We start from the raw sequence: 19,474 nt of genomic DNA, 5'->3' as shown, positions 1-19,474 counted from the left end.
CTCACCAGCGTACGATCACACGCTCGAGCAAGCCGATGATCCCGAGCAGGCAGAGTGTCGTGACCGCCGAGAAGAGGATCGCCGCCCACATCTGGGGCAGGTTCAGGTAGGTCGTCGCGCTGACGATGACCGCACCGATGCCTCGGCTGGCGCCGGTGAACTCCGACACGACCGCGCCGACCATCGCGGCGGTGACCGACAGGCGCAGGCCCGCGAACAGGTAGGGCAGGCTGGAGGGAATGCGCAGGCGGAGGAAGATCTCGCGCGAACTCGCGGCCATGGCGCGGAAGACCTCGAGAGCCTGGGGGTCCACAGAGCGTAGTCCGGTGATCGAATTGATCAGCATGGGGAAGAACGCGCTGACGGCGGCGATCACGATCCGGGGGAGGTCGCTGAATCCGAATGCCACGACCAGCGCCGGGGCGATGGCGACGATCGGTGTGACGTTCAGCAACAGTGCGACGGGCATGATCGCCGCTCGCAGGAACGTGAAGTGGACGATGGCCGCACCCAGCACGAGTGCGGCGGTCACACCGATGACCAGACCGATCATCGCCGACCTCACGGTGGAGAGGAGGTTCTCGAGGTAGAAGTCGGGGCGGGAGGCGATGTCCTCCGAGACCTCATGGATCGGCGGGAGCACGCTGGTGAAGGTCAGTGCCGTCCACTCCCATGCCACGGCGAGCAGGAGGAACAGCAGAAGCGGCGCGCCCACGTGCAGCGCCAGGTCCTTCGCGATGCCCATCGCCTGACGGCGAGATGCCGGAAGGCGGTCCTGCGCCGATGCCGCCTCGGACGGGGCGCTGTCGATGTCGCTCATTCGTCGCCCTCCCAGGCGCTCCACAGGACGCGCTTGACCTCGGCGACCTTTTCGATGAATTCCGGTTCCTCCGTCAACTCCCACCCGCGAGGTCGCGGGAACGGGATGTCGACGATCTCGCTGATACGACCGGGTCGTGGACTCATCACCACGACCCGGTCGCTCAGGAGCACCGCCTCCTGGGCGGAGTGCGTCACGAAGACGATGGTCTTCTTGTGGCGGTCCCACAGCTCGAGCAGGCGGATGCGCAGCGTGTCTCGTGTCAGCTCGTCGAGTGCGGAGAAGGGTTCGTCCATCAGCATCAAGGGCGCACCCTGTGCGAACCCTCTCGCGATCGAGGCCCGCTGGCGCATGCCGCCGGACAGCTCGTCGGGACGGGAGTCGCGGAAGTCTCCGAGGCCGATCTCCGCCAGCAGGGCGTCCGGATCCTCCGGGCGACGCGAACTCAGCCCCTGGCGGTCGGCGCGGCGGTTCAGGACGGAGGACAGGCCCGCGTTCGCCTTGATGTCCAGCCACGGCAGGAGGGCGGAGGACTGGGGGATCCACGCGATGTCCTTGCGGCGCGATGCCTGGGCCGGTGTCGACCCGAACAGCGAGATGCTGCCGCTGGTCTGGGTGTCGAGCCCGGCGATGAGTCGGAGGAGCGTGGACTTGCCGCACCCCGACGGGCCGAACAGTGTGACGAACTCGCCCTGCCTGATCGTCAGATCGACACCGGTGAGGGCCTTCACCGTGCTGCGCCCGCGGGTGTAGGTGCGCCCGACGCCCCGGAGGTCGATGGTGGATGTGGTGTTCTGCTGGGTCATGCGTCCTCACCTCGCGGGGCCAGGCCTGGTCCGAGGACCACGATCTTGCCGAAGAAGTCGTTGGATTCGAGCCGTGCTTCCGCCTCGGGGAGGGCTTCGAACGGCCAGACGGAGTCGATGTGGACCGCGTAGCGACCCTCGGTGAAGCCGGCCACGGCCGCAGCCATGTCGGCCCTGCCGTAGCTTCCGTGCCCGAGGATGCTCCTGCCCGGTTGATACAGATCGGGAAGATGCAGTCGCGTGTCCAGGCCGGCCGTCGTGCCCGACAGGACGACCCGTCCGCCCGGCCGGGTCGCCCGCAGTGAGGCGCCGAGGAAGTCGCCGCCGACGTGGTCCCACACCATGTCGGCGCCCTCGCCGCCGGTCAGGCTCTGGACCTCGGCCACCCAGTCGAGGGTGGCCGTCCGGTCGATGACGTGGTGGGCGCCTGCCTCGAGCGCGCGACGCTTCTTGGACTCACCCGAGACGAGTGTGATGACCGTCGCTCCGAGGGAGAGGGCGATCTGAACGCCGACGGCGCCCAGTCCCGAACCCGCGCCCGGGATCACGACCACCTCTCCCGACCGGAGTCCCCCGGCTCCGAGGAGCCCGCGCCAGGCGGTGGCGCCGGAAACCGGCACCGCCGCGATGCGCGCGAGCTCCTCGGGATCCTGCGGCGAGACATGCACCGGAAGGACGTTCCGTGCCGGCACCGCCACGTACTCGGCCATGCCACCGTCGCGGGTGGAACCGATCGTGGCGAAATCCGCACAGTAGGTGGGGGTGTCATCGACGCACATCCGGCACCGGCCGCAGCTGACGACCGGGTCGATCAGTGCGACGGTGCCGAGCAGATCGCCATCGACCGCGTCACCGGTCGCGGCCACCTCTCCGACGATGTCCATGCCCGCGATGTGAGGCACCGACATCCCGCCCACGACCGCTTCGGAGCGCTGCAACACGTCGAGCCGGTTCAGAGCGACGGCGAGGACCCGTACGAGTACCTCGTCGGGGCCCGGCGCAGGTGCGGCGACATCGAGCAGTCGCCGCACCTCGGGTCCGCCGAAGGCCTCCTGGACCCAGGCGCGCATCAGGGGGCGGGCCAGATGAGAACGCCGTCTTCGTACAGGGCGTCCACGAACTGCGTCTGGATCGCCGCCTCGACGTCGGGCGCCTCCGTGACCAGGTCGTACTTGACCAACATGTCCGCTTCGGGGGTGAACTGTTCGACCGACTGGGAGCCGAGGACGGTCCCCTCCGGCTGGGAGTCCTCCACGAGGGCGACCTCGGTGTGCCAGCGCTCCGCGCTCAGCTCGAGATCGTAGCCGGCGTCGGAGAGAGCCTCGGCGTAGGAGAGCGCCTCATCGAGGTTGGCCTCGGACTCGTTGATCCACGCGTACGCGGCGAAGCTGGCCCGAAGGAAATCCTCGACGGCGGTCGGGTGCTCTTCGGCGAAGTCGTTGTTGACGATCTGGGTGTTGAAAGCGGACTCGATTCCGTAGTCGGCCGGGTCCCACTGAGTGACCTCGTAACCCTGAGAGGCCAGGACGAGCGGCTCGTTCGACTTGTATCCGGTCAACGAGTCGACCTGGCCCTGCGGCAGGATGGTCGGGTCGTAGCCCACCGACACCCATTCGACCGCTGAGGCGTCCACTCCGTCTGCTTCGAGCATCGACGAGATCTGCGGGGGGATCGCCCCCTTGTATCCGGCGATGGTGCCTTCGAGGTCCGAGAGCGACGTGACGTCGCTCTCGGTCATCAGCATGATCGCCGGAGTGTTCCCATACGTCGCGATCGCGGTGATGTCGGCTCCGTTGTCCAGGGCGACCAGGACGTCGGAGGGGCTTCCGAGCCCGGCGAACTGAGCAGTTCCCGCACTGACCAGCTGTGCGTTGTTCGAGCCGGGCTCGATCGTGACGTCCAGGCAGAGGTCGTCGAACATCCCCGTCTCTTCGGCCGTGACGACGTCGAGGAGGCCGACGGATGCGACATACCCGAAGGAGGTCAGGAAGGTGATCGGGCCGGCGGCTTCGTTGGCCTCGCACCGTTCGGCGCTGATCAGATCGGAGTCGCCGGCAGGCTCCGCGGTGTCGACGTCATCCGTCGAGGAGGAGCAGCCGGCGAGGAACAGCAAGCCGACCGCGGATGCGGCGGCCAGGCGGCGGGTGGAGCGCTGGGGGGTTGTCATGGAACGACCTTCCTGGGGGGCGTCGAGTGCATCGACGTCGGGCGGGTGTACATGGTGCCTGCGTGCTCGGGTGTGGATCGGGTGGAGCGGGGTGAGCGCGTGTCGGGAACGCTAACAACTATGCGAGTCCGGATGTAAATCGGTTTATTACCGGCGTGTAAAAGGTTTTTGTGAGAGCCGTTCCTCGTCGTTCCCCGCTGGCATCCTGGACGGGTTCGACCGGGTGGACCGGTGGACAGGAAGGCCCCATGGCGAAATCAGCTTCCGTCGCGACCGTCGTCTTCCCTCGGGACAACGACGCTCTGGAACGGCTCGATCACCGTGCAGTCCCGCGGAACCCGCTCGATCTGTTCGACGGGTGGATCGCGGATGCACGCGACCACGGAGCCGGAGAGGCGACTTACGTCACGCTGGCGACCTCGTCGCCCGAGGGCGTCCCCTCCAGTCGCACCGTCCAGTTGCTGGCGGTCGAGGAGGACGCATTGGTGTTCACGACCAACGCCGACAGTCGCAAGGGACGTGAGATGACGGCCACCGGCCGCGCCGCCGTATCGGTGTACTGGGAGCAGACGTCGCGTTCGGTGAACGTGACCGGCGTGGTCGCCTGGGCCGACGACGACGAGAGCGACGCCCTCTTCGCTGCGGAAGACCGAGGGGTACAGGCCTCTCGGACGGTGTCTTTCCACGGTGAGCCGTTGCGCGACGAGGCGGAGCAACTGACCCGGTTCCGTGCGCTGCTCGCGTCCGGAGAACCGATCGCCCGCCCGGCCCATTGGCGCTGGTTCCGGATCGTCCCGGATGCGGTGACGTTCTGGGAGGCGGTGCCGGAGGCGTTGAACCTCCGGGTCCACTACCGACGCGACGGTCGAGACTGGACCTCGCAGGCGGTGCAGTCATGAGCGCGAGCAGGTTCGAGGGCTCTCGAGTCATCGTCACGGGCGCCGCGCGAGGGATCGGTGCGCGGATCGCCGAGCGATTCGCCGCGGAAGGTGCGAACGTGGTCGTCATCGACAGGTTGCGCGAGGAGGGGTCGGCGCGCGCGGAGGCGATCGGTGGTGCGTTCGTCCAGGCCGATCTGGCGTCGGTCGAGAGCACCCGCGACGCCATGGAGGCCGCGGTCACCGAGCTCGGCGGCGTCGACGCCCTCGTCAACAACGCGGGTCTGCTGCGGTTCGCCTCGCTGATGGAGACGACCCCGGAGCAGTGGGACGAGACCTTCGCGGTCAACAGTCGGTCGATGCTCCTGACGCTGCAGATCGCGGCGCGCGAGATGGTCGCAGCCGGTCGCGGCGGCGCCATCGTCAACCTCGCGTCCATGGCCGCGAAGACCGGAGGTGCCGGTCAGGTCGCCTATGCCGCATCGAAATCGGCAGTCGTCGCCTTGACCCGGGTCGCCGCCCTCGAACTCGGCCCCAGCGGCATCCGCGTCAACGCCATGTGTCCGGGTTACGTGCTCACCGAGATGGGTGCGGACACCCGTACGCCCGAGAAGATCGCGCAGTGGTCTTCGTATTCGCCGTTGGGTCGGCTGGGTGAACCGGATGATGTCGCGGGACTTGCGCTGTTCCTCGCCTCGCAGGACGGCGCGTACCTCACGGGTCAGGCGGTCAACATCACCGGCGGTATGGTCATGCACTGAGCGTCCGCAGGTGGTTCGCGGGGACCCTCGCGAGGCTGTAAGATCGTTGATCGTGCGTCGCGCAAGCGATGTGCGCCACCTTAGCTCAGTCGGCAGAGCGATTCACTCGTAATGAATAGGTCGGGGGTTCGATTCCCCCAGGTGGCTCCCACGCGAAAGGGGTCGCATCCGCGGCCCCTTTCGCCATCTTCACCGGGAGCGCGCCGATGGATGGAGCGGTCGACACCGTCGCAGAGATCTTCGCGTGGCTCGGGTTCGGACTCGGAGCCCTCGTATCCGGTGTCGCGCTCATCCTGTATCTGGCCGACGGTACCTGGCGGCCCGTGCACGTCGTCATCGACGACGCGCACGGGGGGCGCGTCGCCCGCTGGTTCGGCGACGACGGCGTCGGGCAGGCCATGCTGTCCGAGGAAATGCTCCGAGAGCTCGGCGACGCCGACACCGCCGACGTGTTCGCTCGGCAGGGAAGCCGTGACCGTCTCCGGCTGACCGCGCATTCCCCGCTCGTGCGTGCTGTCACATGGTTCGCGGTCGGGTTCCTCGCAGTCGGTGCCGCGTCGGTGACCGTCTCGGTTGTGATGATCTTCGTGCGCGGCTGAGGGGTCAACCGACCGCGAGGAGTCCTCCGGCGGCGAGGGCCAGGGCAAGGCCCACCCACTGCACCACCGCCACACGTTCCCGGAGTACGACCGCGGCCAACAGGATCGTGCCGGCGGGGTAGAGCGCCGTCAACGCCGACACGACAGCGAGGTCGCCGGCGCGCAGCGCGATCAACGCGGCGGCGTTCGCCGCGACGTCGAGGACACCGCAACCCACCGCCAACCACCAGGGGGAGACCCGTGGTCCGGCCGGGCTCGATACGGGCCCGGTCGATGCGTGCTCGAGATCGATGTGACCACTGGGTGCTGCGCCGACCCGTGCTCCCGCGGGGACGAGCGCGTCCGCCGCAGATACGCCGCGGCGCCGTGCCAAGACCACCAGCGCGACGACAGCCATCGCCGTGATCGCGGTGTTCGTGGCCCGGTTCACCACCAGTGGTACGAGGCCGCTGGCCGCGCTGGTCTGGTCGAGTGCGATGAGGAAGGCCCCGAGCGTGGTGCCGGCGCCGACTGCCATCAACAGGCCTCGTGTGCTCGGGCGCACGACTTTCTCCCCGGGGATGAAGCCGACCAGGATCACGGCGACCAGGGCGACGGCGAGACCCACGTAGCCGAGCGGGCTGAACGCCTCGCCCTGCACGAGCAGGCCCCACGACATCGGGGCCACGGCGGTGATCACCGCCGTCAGGGGGGAGAGGATGCTCATCGGGCCGACGGCGAGGCACGCATACAGGAGCACGATCGCCACGACGCCGAGCACACCGGACAGAGCCCCCCAGAGAACGTCGGCGGGCAGCCATGCGCCGCCGACGAACGGCATCAGCGCGAGCAGGGCGACCAGTCCGGACGCCGCGGCGACGGCCGTGACGACGATCGAGCGGAGTCGCCGGGCGGCGAGGCCTCCGAGGAAGTCGGCCGAGCCGTAGACCAGCGCGCCCGCGAGGGCGACGAGTGCGGCGATCATCCCGATCAGCCTACGGTGAACGCCGCGCGGGTGATTGCTAGATAGGCTAGCAATATGTCCTCGCCGCATCACGCCCGCCGATCGCCCAACCGATGGGTCCGGGTCGGAATACCCTTCGTCCTGGTTCTCATCTGGATCGTCGGCGGATCCGTCGGCGGCCCCTACTTCGGCAAGGTCGACGAAGTGGCCACGAACGACCAGTCGAGCTTCCTGCCCGAGAGCGCCGACGCGACTCAGGTGTCCGAGCGGTTGTCGGATTTCCTCGGAGACGACGCGATCCCCGCCATCGTCGTCATCGAGGGGGAAGGCGAGCTGACCGAGGAGGAGCTGGCCGAGATCACCACCGTCTCGGAGGAGATCGCCGAACTCCCCGGGATCATCGACGCGGTCTCGCCTCCGATCCCCTCCGACGATGCGCAGGCGGTGCAGATCGTCGTGCCCATCGACGCCTCGGGCGAGGTTCGCGAGACGGTGGAAGAGATCCGCGACCTGCTCGAGGAGGACCTGCCCGCCGGCGTCGAGGGCTGGGTCACCGGGCCCGCCGGGTTCACCTCGGACCTGACCGAGGGCTTCCTCGGCATCGACGGTCTGTTGTTGGCGGTCGCTCTGATCGCGGTGTTCATCATCCTCGTGATCGTCTACCGGTCGCCCCTGCTTCCGGTGCTCGTGTTGCTCACGAGCGTGTTCGCGCTGTGTGTCGCGCTCCTGGTGGTGTGGTGGCTGGCCTTCGCCGACGTCGTCGTGTTGAACGGTCAGGTCCAGGGGATCCTGTTCATCCTGGTCATCGGTGCGGCCACCGACTACGCCCTTCTCTACGTCGCGCGCTTCCGGGAGGCCGTCGGTGAGGGGATCGGGAGGTGGGATGCCACGCTGCGCGCCTGGCGCGGCGCCTTCGAGCCGATCCTCGCCTCCGGGGGGACGGTCATCGCGGGGTTGCTCTGTCTGCTCCTGAGCGACCTCGCCACCAACCGTGCACTGGGTCCGATCGCCTCCATCGGCATCGTGTTCTCGATGCTCTCGGCCCTGACCTTCCTTCCCGCACTTCTGGCGCTGTTCGGGCGGGCGGCATTCTGGCCCTTCATCCCGAAGAACCCGCCGGCACAGATCCCCGAGGATCTCACCCAGCCGGTCAAGGGGTTCTGGCAGCGCCAGGCGCGACTGGTGGCCCGACACTCCCGGCCGGTGTGGATCATCAGCACCGTCGTCCTCCTCGCCGCCGCCGTGGGAGTCACCCAGCTGAAGGCCGACGGTGTGGCCACCAGCGACCTCGTGCTGGGTTACTCGGAGGCTCGTGAGGGGCAGGATGTGCTCGCCGAGCACTTCCCCGCCGGCTCGGGGAGCCCCGTGTACGTGATCGTGCCCGAAGACGACCTGGCGCAAGCCGCGGAGGTCCTCGACGACAGCGCAGGCGTCGACGCCGTCGCGGTCTCGACGGAGGACTCGCCGACCGGCCAGGCGACGGTCACGGTGGCCGACGGCGAGGCCACCCTCGAGGCGTTCGGCCCGCCCGGTACCGACGCCCCCGCCCCGACGGTCTCGGACGGCGACGTCCTGCTCATCGGCACGCTGACCGACACGGCCGACTCCGTCGAGGCCGAAGACGCCGTGCGTGACCTCCGGGTCACCTACGACGACACCCTGGGGGAGGGGACGGCGCTGGTCGGTGGTGTGACGGCGACGGACATCGACTCGAACGACACCTCGATCCGGGACCGCACGATCATCATCCCCGTCGTGCTCGTGGTCATCCTGCTCATCCTGATGCTCCTGCTGCGGGCCGTCGTCGCGCCGGTCATCCTCATCCTGAGCGTGATCTTGTCGTTCGGCTCCGCCCTGGGTGTGGCCGCCCTGGTGTTCAACGGGATCTTCCAGTTCCCCGGCGCAGACCCCGCGGTGCCCTTGTACGGATTCGTGTTCCTCGTCGCGCTCGGTGTCGACTACAACATCTTCCTGATGTCGAGGGTGAGGGAGGAGACGATCACCCACGGCACGCGCCGGGGAATCCTCCGCGGGCTCGTCGCGACCGGCGGTGTCATCACCTCCGCCGGGCTCGTGCTGGCGGCCACCTTCGCGGCCCTGGGCGTCATCCCGATCCTGTTCCTCGCGCAGATCGCGTTCATCGTCGCCTTCGGTGTCCTGCTGGACACGTTCGTCGTGCGATCTCTTCTGGTCCCGGCGCTGTCGTATGACATCGGTCGCGCGATCTGGTGGCCCTCCAAGCTTGCGCGGCGGGACGAGCCGCCACGGGCCGCGGCGACGGGCGGGCCTGTGGCCGCGGCATCCGCGACGGGCGCGGTCACCGACGACGGACACGCGCTGACACGGGCGGAGTACCGGCGTACGCTCGAAGAATGACCAGGGCACTGTTCATCGTCGACCTCCAGAACGACTTCACCGAGGGCGGTGCGCTCGGCGTGGCCGGCGGCGACGACGTGGCGAGCCGCATCAGCGCCCACGTCACCGCCCACCGGCACGAGTACGCGATCGTCGTCGCCTCGCGGGACTGGCACGACGCCGACAACGACAACGGCGGGCACTTCGCCGCCGGTGAGCCCGACTTCGTCCAGACCTGGCCCGTGCACTGTGTCGCCGGGACGGCGGGGGCGGAATACGACGACCATTTCGACACCTCGGCGGTGTCCCATCATCTGAAGAAGGGGCAGGGCAAGCCTGCCTATTCGCTCTTCGAAGGGGAGACCGACGAAGGGGTGACGGCGGTGCGGCTGCTCGAGGAGCACGGCATCCTCGACATCGATGTGGTGGGAATCGCGACCGACTACTGTGTGCGCGCATCCGCTCTCGACGCGATCGCGGCGGGTCGTCACGTGCGTGTGCTCACCGACCTGGTGGCGGGCGTCGCCGCCGAGACCAGCGACGCGGCGCTGGCCGAGATCGCCCACGCGGGTGGAGAGCTCACGAAGACTGTGGATTGATGCCGCACGGGAGGCGGCGCGCCGCGTAGTCTCGACGTGTGACCGACGAAGAGCCGGAAGCCTCCGCCCAGGACCGTGTGACCAACCCGGTCGCGATCGCGGGTGTGGCCCTCGCGGTCGTGGCACTGCTGCTCAGTGTCGTCAGCCCGGGGCTGTCGATCCTCGTCGGCGTGCCCGCGGTGGCCTGCAGTGCGTTCGGGTTCCGCCTGTACGCCCTCGGGCGCGGCGGCCGATTCCCCGCGGCGGCGGGATTGGTGATCGGGACGGCGGCGGTCATCCTGCCCATCGGGCTGTATCTGACGATCTGAGCCGTCCCCGGCCACACGGTGGGCCCCGTGGGGCTCGAACCCACGACCCGCGGATTAAAAGTCCGATGCTCTACCGACTGAGCTAGAGGCCCGTGAGCTTCCAGCCTAATAGGCGACGCGGCCGTCGACGCACCTCGCATGGCGTCGACGACCGCGTCCCCGTGATCGCGACCGGTCCCCCGGGCCGGTCGCCGGCGGTCCGGCCTTACGGCATCAGGACCGAGTCGATGAGGTAGACCGTCGCGTTCGCGGTCTGCACACCGCCGCAGATGACCATCGCGTCGTTCACCATCAGCTCGTCGCCCGAGCCGGTGACCTCGACCTCGCCGCCCTGGACGGTGGTCTGGGTGCCCACGACCTCGTCGGGGCTCAGCTGGCCCGGGACCACGTGGTAGGTGAGGATCGTGGTGAGCAGGTCGGCGTCGGTCGACAACGTCTGGATCGTGTCGTCGTCGATCTGCGCGAACGCGTCGTCGACCGGCGCGAAGACGGTGAATTCGTCGCCGTTGAGGGTGTCGACCAGGTTCACGTCGGGGTTCAGCTCGCCGCTGACGGCGGCGGTCAGGGTCGTCAGCAGCGGGTTGTTGGACGCCGCGACGGCGACCGGGTCCATCGCCATGCCCTCGACCGACCCCGCCCCGTCCGGGACGGCCTCGGCGTAGTCGGCGCAACCGGCGCCGACGAGCATCGCGGCGGGGTCCATCTCGTCCGCCATGGCGTCCTCCTCCATGGGGGCGGTCGTCTCCTCCGTCATGTCCTCGTCCATCGTCTCCGACGAGGTGGATCCGGAACAGGCCGACAGCGCGAACGTGGCGGCGACGGCGAGCGTGAGACCCGCGGTGATGTGCGACTTCTTGGTGAGCATGACTTACCTCCGGTGTAGGTGGCCGCGAGGGCCGGATCGTCGTCCGCAGAAGCGGCGTACACAGGCTGTTCGGAGACCCCGGCCGGGCGGATTGGATCGACCTGACATCCGTCGAGACCGGCAGGGGTGCGCGCCGGCGGATGCGACGGCCGCCGACGTGATCCAGATCAGCCGACACACGTCAAGGGAGTCGGGCCGATACCGGGTCGCGCGCGCACGTGAGGCATGCTGGATCGTATGGTCATTGACGGCGTCGACGTGCCCGAAGACGGCGGCGACCGCACCGACCACGTCGCAGAACTGCTCGGGCGGATCGCCGCCGGCGATCAGAGCGCCTTCGCCGCTGTCTACGGAATGCTCTCTTCGCGGGTCTTCGGTCTGATCCTGCGGGTGCTCGTGGACCGCTCGCAGAGCGAAGAGGTGCTCCAGGAGGTCTTTCTGGAGGTGTGGCAATCCGCCGCGAAGTTCGCTCCGAACAAAGGTCAAGGAAGGTCATGGGTGCTCACGATCGCCCATCGCCGAGCGGTCGACCGGGTGCGGTCGTCGCAGGCGAGCAGTGATCGTGACGTTCGCGTCGGCATCCGGGACCTCGGCGTGGCGCACGACGGGGTCGCGGAGCACGTCGAGCTCAAGCTCGAGGGGCGACGCGTCTCGACCGCGCTCGCGACCCTTCCCGACCCCCAGCGCGAGGCCATCGTCCTGGCGTATTACGGGGGTTACAGTCAAAGCGAGATCGCGGCGCTCACCGGAGCGCCGCTGGGAACGGTCAAGACCAGGATGCGTGACGGACTGTCACGACTGCGAGTGGAGATGGGGGTGGGAGCGTGAATCGCGACGAGTTCGCGGAGCTGTCGGCCGGGCACGCCCTGCACGCCCTGTCGGCCGAGGACGAACGTGCCTACCAGGCGGCGCTCGCCGCCGATCCGGAGTGGCAGGACATGGCCGCTCAGGACGTCGACGCCGCGGGGTTGCTCGGCGCCGCGGTCCCGGCCGAGGAGCCGCCGGCGGCGATCGGCGATGCGCTCTTCGCGCGCATCGCACAGACCCCGCAGATCCCGGCGACGCCGGCGCAGGAGGCGGCGATGGCGCCGCCGCCCCCGCGAACCGAGGCCATCCAGACCGTCGCACGTCAGAAGTGGATGCGCGGCATGTTCGCGCTCGCCGCGTCGCTGGTGTTGCTGGTCGCGTTGGGCTTCGGGGCCGTCACCGTCAACGAGTATCTGACACGCCCCGCCTCCGTCGTCGCGTTGCAGCAGATCGAGGACGCGTCCGACTCCCAAGCGGCCACTGCGGAGCTCGCGTCGGGCGAGGGGACCGTCACGGCCTTCTGGTCGGAGTCGCTCGGGCAAGCCGTGCTGGTCTCGGACGACCTCCCCGCACTGACCGACGAGGAGATCTACGAACTGTGGTTCGTGCGGGGCGAGGAAGCGATCTCGGCCGGGCTGTACCGCCCCGCCGACGGTGACCAGCCCGCGCTGCTCGAGGGCGACCTGCAGCCCGGTGACGCGCTGGCGGTCACGATCGAACCCGCCGGTGGATCTCCGACCGGCCGACCATCGACGGTCCCGATCGTCGTCATCCCCACGGCATGAGCGGCTCCCGGGCGCGTAGCCTGGAGGGATGAGCGACGAGCCGCGGGAGTTCCACAAGCCGGTGCGCCGCCCCGCGGAGTTGTTCGATCGGCTCTACTCCGCAGAAGACCCGGCGGAGGTCTCACGCGCCGCGCACTCGACCGCGCAGGCATTGCTCTCTCGGGTGCGGGAGGAGCCGGACGCCGCGGTGATCGAACGCCTGGTGACCTTCACCGACGAACACGGCATCGACGACATCGCGGAGTTGTGGTCGCGATCGCCCGCCACGAGCCTTCCGGGCGCGCTGTGGCGCCTGTATCTGCTGCAACTCATGATCCACGACGACCCGCGTACGGCGGCGCTGCTGTACGAGCGGGGGCGCGTTGAGCTGGCCTCGTCCGACGACATGGTCGCGGGTGCGCCGACACCCGCCGGACCGGAGGAGCTCGTCGCCCTGATCGACGTCATCCTCCGTGGTGCGTTCACGGGCGACTTCGCGATCGCGCTCGATCGTGCCGCCGCGTTCTGCCGCGTGCAGGCGGCCGGATCGACCCACCTCGCCGATGACTACGAGCCGACCGAGTCCGACCGTGCGAGCGCGCTGACCAGGCGCGCGCTGCGGCTGGCCGATTACGGCACCGACCTCGCCGCGTGCGCTGCTCTCTGGCGCCGCGACACTCTGACCTGACGCGCTGTGTGCCGGTCTTCGATGTCGGAGAATCGGCTCGATGTCGGAGGATCTGGCGCGGATCCTCCGACCAACGCGCGATTCTCCGACCGGCGCGGATCCGCCCGGACACGAAAGTGCCGGGCCGCAGAACGCCTCTCGGCGCAAGGCCGCTCGCAGCGGCAGAAGATGGAGCCCGGGGTTACTGCGGCCCGGCTGTTCCAGTGTAACGGACCGTGCCCCGGGTGTATTCCGAGCGCTCTAGGCTCGTGGCATGACCTGGCGATACGCGCTCATCATCGATCCCGTCGCCACCGACGTGCGCGGCACCGATCACGCGGCGACCTTCCGGGTGGTCGATCCCTCCGCCCCGGCGTTGAGCATCGGGGAACTGAGCACGCAGCGCGGTGACGGCATCTTCGAGTCGATCGGGGTCGTCGACGGTCACGCCCAGGAGGTCGGACCCCACCTGGAACGGCTGGCGCACTCCGCCGCGCTGTGTGACCTGCCCGCCCCGAACCTCGATCAGTGGCGGGATGCCGTCGCCGTCGTCGCCTCGCAATGCCCACCCGGAGAGTGCGTCATCAAACTGATCCTGAGCCGGGGCATCGAGCACGGACCCACCCCGACCGCGTGGGTCACCGCGGCGGTCGCCCCCGACAACACGGCGGTGCGCGAACGGGGCCTCCGGGTGGTGACGCTGGACCGGGGCTTCGACAGCGGGGCGCCGGTCCGTGCACCCTGGCTGCTGTTGGGCGCCAAGACCCTGTCGTATGCGGTCAACATGGCGGCGATCCGCGAGGCCCGGCGGCGTGGCGCCGACGACGCGCTGTTCGTCACGACCGACGGTGTCGTGCTGGAAGGACCGACCAGCTCGGTCATCCTCCGCTTCGGCGACCGCTACATCACGCCCGAACCCGGAGCCGGCATCCTGCACGGAACGACCCAGATGAGTCTGTTCGCGCATCTGCGGGATCTGGGCCATGACGCGGCGTACGAGACCGTGCACACCGACAGACTCGGTGAGGCGGATGCCGCATGGCTGGTCTCCAGCGTTCGGCTGGCGGCGCCGGTTGCCGCATTCGACGACGTGTCACTCGCGGTGGACGCCGATGTCACGGCATCGCTGAACGCCTATCTGCTCCGCCCCCGCGACTGAACGGACGATGCCCGCACAGTGAACTGTGCGGGCATCGTCCGTTCAGCGTGCGCGAAGACGCTCACCCGAAGCGGCCGGAGACGTAGTCCTCGGTGGCCTGCTCCTGCGGGGTGGTGAACAGTGTCTTGGTGTCGTTGTACTCGATGAGCTTGCCCGGCTTGCCGGTTCCGGCGATGTTGAAGAACGCCGTCTTGTCGCTCACACGGGAGGCCTGCTGCATGTTGTGCGTCACGATCACGACGGTGTAGTCGTTCTTCAGCTCACCGATCAGCTCCTCGATCGCGAAGGTCGAGATCGGGTCGAGGGCCGAGCACGGCTCGTCCATGAGGATGACATCCGGTGCGACGGCGATCGCGCGGGCGATGCACAGTCGCTGTTGCTGTCCACCGGACAGGCCCGAACCGGGACGCTCGAGGCGATCCTTGACCTCGTTCCAGAGGTTGGCGCCGCGCAGCGACTTCTCGACCAGCTCGTCGGCGTCCTTCTTCGAGATCCGCTTGTTGTTCAGCTTCACCCCGGCCAGGACGTTCTCGCGGATCGACATGGTGGGGAAGGGATTGGGGCGCTGGAAGACCATGCCGACCTGGCGGCGCACGGAGACCGGGTCGACGCCGCTGCCGTAGAGGTCGTCCCCGTCCAGCAGCACCTGCCCCTCGACGCGTGCGCCGGGGATGACTTCGTGCATGCGGTTCAGCGTGCGCAGGAAGGTCGACTTGCCGCAGCCGGACGGGCCGATGAAGGCCGTCACCGAACGCGGTTCGATGTCGAGAGAAACACCCTCGACGGCGAGGAAGTCGCCGTAGTAGACGTTGAGGTCGTTGACTTCGATGCTCTTGGACAAGACGGTTCTTTCTCTCGGGTGTGGGTCAGCGACCGGTCTTCGGGGCGAAGAACTTCGCCACTGCGCGAGCGGCGAGGTTCAGCACCATGACGATCAGGATCAGCGTGAGGGCACCGGCCCAGGCGCGGGCGATCGCGGCGTCGGGGCTGGTGCCCTGGTTGGCGTACTGGTTGTAGACGAACACCGGCAGCGTCATCATGTTGCCCTCGAACAGGTTGAGGTTGAGGCTCTGCGTGTATCCGGCGGTGAGCAGCAGGGGTGCGGTCTCACCGATGACGCGGGCGATGGCGAGCATGACGCCCGTGGTGATGCCCGCGATGGAGGTGGGAAGCACGACCTTGACGATCGTCAGCCACTTCGGAACTCCCAGCGCGTATGCGGCTTCGCGCAGTTCGTTCGGGACCAGGCGCAGCATTTCTTCGGACGAGCGCACGACGACCGGGATCATCAGCACGCTCAGCGCGACCGCGCCCATGAAACCGTTGGAGATCCCGGGGCCGAAGAAGACCACGAACAGCGAGTAGGCGAACAGACCGGCGACGATCGACGGGATTCCCGTCATGACGTCCACGAAGAAGGTGATCGCCTTGGCGAGCCTGCTGCGCGAGCCGTACTCGACCAGGTAGATCGAGGTCATGAGACCGATGGGCACGGAGATGATCGTCGCCGCGAGGGTGATCAGCAGTGTGCCGTAGACGGCGTGGATGGCTCCGCCGCCTTCTCCGATCACGTTCCGCATGCTGTAAGTGAAGAACTCGATGTCGAAGCGGGCGAGCCCGTTGACGACCACCGTGAACAGCAGCGAGATGAGGGGGAGCAGGGCGACCACGAACGCGGCCGACACGATCGCGGTGACGAAGCGGTCCGCGGCCTTGCGCTGCCCCTCGACGATCGTCGAGATCACGTAGATGGCGAGGACGAACACGACCGTGCCGAGGAACACGGTCGCGGCGATGTTGAAGTCGCCGACCGGGTTGCCGATGTTCGCGAACGCGAACACCACGGCCATCAGCGCCCAGGAGGCGGCGAGGACGACCCAGGGGGTCGCTTTGGGGAGCCGACCGCTCGTGAGCGAGTTCGCCTTCGCGGTCGCCGTGGTCTTCTCGATGGTGGTCATCAGTTGGCTCCCGAGAATTCAGCACGACGCGCGACGATCCAGCGCGCCAGCGCGTTGACGCCGAAGGTCAGCACGAACAGGACGAGGCCGGTGGCGATGAGGACGCTGATGCCGTCTCCGTACGCCTCCGGGAAGGACAGCGCGATGTTCGCGGGGATGGTGGTGGGGTTCGTGGCGGTCAGCAGCTCGATCGTGACCACTCCGGACACCGAGAGCACCATCGTGACCGCCATCGTCTCGCCGAGGGCACGTCCGAGGGCGAGCATCGCGGCGGAGACCATGCCACCGCGGGCGAACGGGAGGACGGCCATCTTGATCATCTCCCAGCGGGTGGCGCCGAGAGCGAGGGCCGCTTCCTCGTGCAGGACGGGTGTCTGCAGGAACACCTCGCGGCTGATGGCGGTCATGATCGGCAACACCATGATCGCCAGCACGAGTGCGGCGGTGAGGATGGTGCGGCCCGTGGAGGACACCTGGCCGCCGAACAAGGGGATCCAGCCGAGGTTCTCGTTCAGCCAGGCGTAGAACGGCTGCGCCATGCCCGCGAACACCAGGCCGCCCCACAGGCCGAAGACGACGGAGGGGACGGCGGCGAGCAGGTCGATGATGTAGCCGAGGGTGGCCGAGACGCGGCGCGGCGCGTAGTGCGAGATGAACAGCGCGATCCCGATCGCCAGCGGCGCCGCGACGATGAGTGCGAGGATGGCTGCCCAGATCGTGCCGAAGATGAGAGGCCAGACGTACTCGAGGAACGTGGCGCCGCGCAGGATGGGGTTCTCATCCGGATCGGACGTGAACGCGGGCACGGACTCGGCGATCAGGAAGACCGAGACCGCCGCCAGGAGCAGCAGGATGGTGATTCCCGCGGCCAGCGCGGTGCCCGAGAAGGCGAGGTCTCCGGGGCGACGTCGCGCTCCGCGCCTGCTTTCGGTCTTCGTGGGTGGATTGTCGGTGGTCGTCGCCATTGTGTGCCTTCGCCTCGGGTGCTGAGAGCCAGTATGTCGGCTGCGGATCGGACGGGACATCCCGGCCTGCCCGGGCGAAACGCTCGAGCAGGCCGGGTATCAGGGGGAGTCTCAGCCGATCAGGGCGATGGCGGAGTCGATCTCCTCGCGCAGCGAGTCCGAGATCGGTGCCGACCCGGCGTTCTCCTCGGAGGCCTGCTGGCCCTCGGGGCTGGCGATGTAGGAGAAGTACGACGACACCAGCTCGGCGGTGTTCGCGTCTTCGTACTCGACACAACCGATGAGGTAGCTCACCAGCGCGATCGGGTAGACGCCGGCTTCGACGCTCGAGTAGTCGATCTCGAGGGCGAGGTCACCTTCCGAGCGACCCTCGACGCGCGGAGCGGTCTCGACGATCTTCGCGGCTGCTTCCGAGGAGTACTCGGTGAAGTCACCGTCGGCTCCGACGGCGACGGTCCCGAGGTCACCGACCTGGGAGGCGTCGGCGTAGGTGATCGCCCCGTTGCCGTTGCGGGTCGCGTCGACGACACCCGAGGTGCCCTGCGCGGCCTCACCGGACTGGAGCGGCCACACGCCGTCGGCGTCGAAGGTCCACGTGTCGGGAGCGGCCTGGTGCAGGTACTCGGTGAAGGTCTCGGTGGTTCCCGAGTCGTCCGAGCGGTGCACCGGCGAGATCGCGAGGTCGGGGAGCTCGGCGTCGGGGTTGAGGCTGGCGATGGCCTCGTCGTTCCAGTTGGTGATCTCTTCGGCGAAGATGCCCGCGATGGTGTCCGCGTCCATGTTGAGCGTGTCGACGCCCTCGAGGTTGAACGCGACGGCGATCGGGGAGATGTACAGGGGCAGCTCGACGATGCCGGCCGAACCCCCGTCGGCGCATGCGCCGAACCCGCCGGCGGCGATCTCTTCGTCGTTGAACGCACGGTCGGAGCCGATGAAGTTGCTGGCGCCCGCGACGAAGTTCTCGCGGCCCGTGCCGGAGCCGGTGGGCTCGTAGTTGACGGTGACGTCAGGGTTGGCGGTCTGGAAACCGGCGACCCAGGCCTCCTGGCCGGCGGTCTGCGACGAGGCACCGGTGGCGTCGAGGGTACCCGAGAGCGTGCTCGTGCCCTCGGAGCTGTCCGAGGAGCTGTCGGTGCCCTCGTTCGCGGCGCAGGCGGTCAGGGCGAGTGCGGCGACGGCGCCGACGGCGCCGATCTTCGCAATGCGGTTGAGCTTCACTGTGAATCCTCACGTGTAGGGGTTTGGGGTTGCGGCCCGGTGCGGGGCACGTCGTGCACGCTAGGCACGCAGCCTTAAGAGCGTGCGCGCGGGAGGTGAACGGAGGGTGAACGCCGGTGGGGGTGTGTGTTCCGGGGCGCGATTCGTCGGTGCGCGACCGTTCTCGCCGGATAGCGTGGGGCCATGGCGAAGACCACGAAGGCCGAGCGCAAGGCGCTCGATGCGATGGCGGACGCCGCTGATGCGGCGAAGCAGGCGAAGAAGGTCGCGAAGACCCTTCCGAAGAAGCCGGCGGCAGAGGTGCGCGAGCTCGCCGCGGAAGCGGCCGGTGCCGCCGATGCGTCGAAGAAGCAGGTGCGTAAGAAGCCGAAGAAGGTCGCTGATCGTGCCAAGCGGGCGGTGACGCGTCTGCAGAAGGCCACGGCGAAGGCGATCGCGAAGGCCGAGGCCAAAGCCACTCGGCGGGCCGAGGCGCAGGCGGCGGCCGCCGAAGCGGAGCGCGTGGAGGCCGAGGCCGCCCAGCGCAAGGCGGAGGCCAAGGAACTGCGCAAGCTTGCGGCGAAGGCGCAGCGCGCGGCGGAGAAGGCCGATCGCGAGGCGGCCGACGCGCAGGCCGACGTCGTGGCGGAGATCGGCCCGGACGAGCCGTCGGCGCCCGCCGCGGCGGTCGGCGCCGGCGGGACGCGGCGCGGCGGGAGCCCGGGGCGCACGGCGTCACCGTCCCCGGACCTGGCGTCTTTGACCGTCCCGCAGTTGCGTGCACGTGCGCGCGACGAGGGGCGCACCGGGTACTCGCGCATGACCAAGGCCCAGCTGGTCGACCTTCTCAGCTGAC

Annotated in this window: 21 protein-coding genes and 2 tRNA genes; 12 read left to right on the top strand and 11 right to left on the bottom strand. The window is 68.6% G+C overall.

All coding sequences use genetic code 11. The features are described from left to right. Nucleotide 1: 1 nt before the first annotated feature. Genes ABD204_RS00605 through ABD204_RS00590 form a run of 4 tightly spaced genes read right to left on the bottom strand, consistent with a single transcriptional unit; the run spans nt 2 to nt 3,793 of the window. Nucleotides 2-820 carry an ABC transporter permease gene (locus tag ABD204_RS00605; protein WP_206697109.1) on the bottom strand — a complete coding sequence of 273 codons (819 nt, stop codon included), beginning with the start codon at nt 818-820 and terminating at the stop codon, nt 2-4. Then, nucleotides 817-1,626, bottom strand: coding sequence for an ABC transporter ATP-binding protein (locus tag ABD204_RS00600; RefSeq protein WP_194422803.1), 810 nt, complete (start codon nt 1,624-1,626; stop codon nt 817-819). Before ABD204_RS00600 ends, ABD204_RS00605 begins: the two co-directional genes overlap by 4 nt. After that, nucleotides 1,623-2,696 (bottom strand): zinc-binding dehydrogenase, encoded by a 1,074-nt coding sequence (locus ABD204_RS00595; RefSeq protein WP_194422802.1) that lies wholly within the window; start codon nt 2,694-2,696, stop codon nt 1,623-1,625. Before ABD204_RS00595 ends, ABD204_RS00600 begins: the two co-directional genes overlap by 4 nt. Beyond that, nucleotides 2,696-3,793 carry an ABC transporter substrate-binding protein gene (locus tag ABD204_RS00590; protein ID WP_194422801.1) on the bottom strand — a complete coding sequence of 366 codons (1,098 nt, stop codon included), beginning with the start codon at nt 3,791-3,793 and terminating at the stop codon, nt 2,696-2,698. The genes ABD204_RS00595 and ABD204_RS00590 overlap by 1 nt, the downstream gene beginning before the upstream one ends. A gap of 248 nt (nt 3,794-4,041) precedes the next feature. Between ABD204_RS00590 and ABD204_RS00585 the strand changes: the two genes are divergently transcribed. The 4 genes from ABD204_RS00585 (at nt 4,042) to ABD204_RS00570 (ending at nt 6,031) form a co-directional block, all read left to right on the top strand. Then, nucleotides 4,042-4,692, top strand: a complete 651-nt coding sequence (locus tag ABD204_RS00585; RefSeq protein WP_194422800.1) for a pyridoxine/pyridoxamine 5'-phosphate oxidase — start codon at nt 4,042-4,044, stop codon at nt 4,690-4,692. Further along, nucleotides 4,689-5,432, top strand: coding sequence for an SDR family NAD(P)-dependent oxidoreductase (locus tag ABD204_RS00580; protein WP_194422799.1), 744 nt, complete (start codon nt 4,689-4,691; stop codon nt 5,430-5,432). Before ABD204_RS00585 ends, ABD204_RS00580 begins: the two co-directional genes overlap by 4 nt. Nucleotides 5,433-5,506: 74 nt before the next feature. Continuing rightward, nucleotides 5,507-5,579 (top strand) — tRNA-Thr (locus ABD204_RS00575). Nucleotides 5,580-5,638: 59 nt separating this feature from the next. Next, nucleotides 5,639-6,031 (top strand): hypothetical protein, encoded by a 393-nt coding sequence (locus ABD204_RS00570; protein ID WP_194422798.1) that lies wholly within the window; start codon nt 5,639-5,641, stop codon nt 6,029-6,031. A gap of 4 nt (nt 6,032-6,035) precedes the next feature. Here the strand turns inward: ABD204_RS00570 and ABD204_RS00565 are convergent, their stop codons facing one another. Further along, nucleotides 6,036-6,995 (bottom strand): EamA family transporter, encoded by a 960-nt coding sequence (locus tag ABD204_RS00565; protein WP_194422797.1) that lies wholly within the window; start codon nt 6,993-6,995, stop codon nt 6,036-6,038. A 54-nt stretch (nt 6,996-7,049) separates the two neighbouring features. On the opposite strand from ABD204_RS00565, the gene ABD204_RS00560 reads away from it, so the two are divergent. The 3 genes from ABD204_RS00560 to ABD204_RS00550 are packed head-to-tail and all read left to right on the top strand — an operon-like array spanning nt 7,050 to nt 10,236. Further along, nucleotides 7,050-9,350 carry an MMPL family transporter gene (locus ABD204_RS00560; protein ID WP_194422796.1) on the top strand — a complete coding sequence of 767 codons (2,301 nt, stop codon included), beginning with the start codon at nt 7,050-7,052 and terminating at the stop codon, nt 9,348-9,350. Next, entirely contained in the window at nt 9,347-9,928 is a 582-nt protein-coding gene (locus ABD204_RS00555; RefSeq protein WP_194422795.1) for an isochorismatase family protein, read from the top strand. The genes ABD204_RS00560 and ABD204_RS00555 overlap by 4 nt, the downstream gene beginning before the upstream one ends. A 38-nt stretch (nt 9,929-9,966) precedes the next feature. Continuing rightward, nucleotides 9,967-10,236, top strand: a complete 270-nt coding sequence (locus ABD204_RS00550) for a hypothetical protein (RefSeq protein ID WP_194422794.1) — start codon at nt 9,967-9,969, stop codon at nt 10,234-10,236. 19 nt (nt 10,237-10,255) lie between these two features. On the opposite strand, the gene ABD204_RS00545 is transcribed toward ABD204_RS00550, so the two are convergent. Together ABD204_RS00545 and ABD204_RS00540 are read right to left on the bottom strand one after the other, a co-directional pair. Further along, a tRNA-Lys gene (locus tag ABD204_RS00545) sits at nt 10,256-10,328 on the bottom strand. 113 nt (nt 10,329-10,441) lie between these two features. Further along, entirely contained in the window at nt 10,442-11,101 is a 660-nt protein-coding gene (locus ABD204_RS00540; RefSeq protein WP_194422793.1) for a fasciclin domain-containing protein, read from the bottom strand. 225 nt (nt 11,102-11,326) lie between these two features. Here ABD204_RS00540 and sigK point away from each other — a divergent pair, with 225 nt between their 5' ends. The 4 genes from sigK (at nt 11,327) to ABD204_RS00520 (ending at nt 14,498) form a co-directional block, all read left to right on the top strand. Then, complete coding sequence (gene sigK, locus ABD204_RS00535) at nt 11,327-11,929, top strand: ECF RNA polymerase sigma factor SigK (RefSeq protein ID WP_194422792.1); 603 nt, start codon at nt 11,327-11,329, stop codon at nt 11,927-11,929. Beyond that, entirely contained in the window at nt 11,926-12,693 is a 768-nt protein-coding gene (locus tag ABD204_RS00530) for an anti-sigma factor (protein WP_194422791.1), read from the top strand. The genes sigK and ABD204_RS00530 overlap by 4 nt, the downstream gene beginning before the upstream one ends. 28 nt (nt 12,694-12,721) lie before the next feature. Then, nucleotides 12,722-13,360, top strand: coding sequence for a DNA-directed RNA polymerase subunit beta (locus tag ABD204_RS00525; RefSeq protein WP_194422790.1), 639 nt, complete (start codon nt 12,722-12,724; stop codon nt 13,358-13,360). Nucleotides 13,361-13,613: 253 nt separating this feature from the next. Then, nucleotides 13,614-14,498, top strand: a complete 885-nt coding sequence (locus ABD204_RS00520) for an aminodeoxychorismate lyase (RefSeq protein WP_194422789.1) — start codon at nt 13,614-13,616, stop codon at nt 14,496-14,498. A 61-nt stretch (nt 14,499-14,559) separates the two neighbouring features. Here ABD204_RS00520 and pstB read toward each other — a convergent pair whose 3' ends face one another. The 4 genes from pstB to ABD204_RS00500 all read right to left on the bottom strand — a co-directional run bounded on the left by pstB (nt 14,560) and on the right by ABD204_RS00500 (nt 18,639). Continuing rightward, nucleotides 14,560-15,339 carry a phosphate ABC transporter ATP-binding protein PstB gene (gene pstB / locus ABD204_RS00515; protein ID WP_194422788.1) on the bottom strand — a complete coding sequence of 260 codons (780 nt, stop codon included), beginning with the start codon at nt 15,337-15,339 and terminating at the stop codon, nt 14,560-14,562. A 25-nt stretch (nt 15,340-15,364) separates the two neighbouring features. Then, entirely contained in the window at nt 15,365-16,456 is a 1,092-nt protein-coding gene (gene pstA, locus ABD204_RS00510; protein WP_194422787.1) for a phosphate ABC transporter permease PstA, read from the bottom strand. Beyond that, the gene (gene pstC / locus ABD204_RS00505; RefSeq protein ID WP_194422786.1) at nt 16,456-17,421 is read right to left on the bottom strand and encodes a phosphate ABC transporter permease subunit PstC; all 966 of its coding nucleotides are present in this window, start codon (nt 17,419-17,421) and stop codon (nt 16,456-16,458) included. Before pstC ends, pstA begins: the two co-directional genes overlap by 1 nt. 111 nt (nt 17,422-17,532) lie before the next feature. After that, nucleotides 17,533-18,639 (bottom strand): phosphate ABC transporter substrate-binding protein PstS, encoded by a 1,107-nt coding sequence (locus ABD204_RS00500; RefSeq protein WP_194422785.1) that lies wholly within the window; start codon nt 18,637-18,639, stop codon nt 17,533-17,535. Nucleotides 18,640-18,822: 183 nt separating this feature from the next. Here ABD204_RS00500 and ABD204_RS00495 point away from each other — a divergent pair, with 183 nt between their 5' ends. Continuing rightward, the gene (locus ABD204_RS00495; protein ID WP_194422784.1) at nt 18,823-19,473 is read left to right on the top strand and encodes a hypothetical protein; all 651 of its coding nucleotides are present in this window, start codon (nt 18,823-18,825) and stop codon (nt 19,471-19,473) included. The last annotated feature ends 1 nt before the right edge of the window (nt 19,474 follow it).

The organism is Microbacterium aquimaris (assembly GCF_039531285.1).
GTDB lineage: Bacteria > Actinomycetota > Actinomycetes > Actinomycetales > Microbacteriaceae > Microbacterium > Microbacterium aquimaris.
This window is presented reverse-complemented; position numbering and strand designations above follow the sequence as displayed.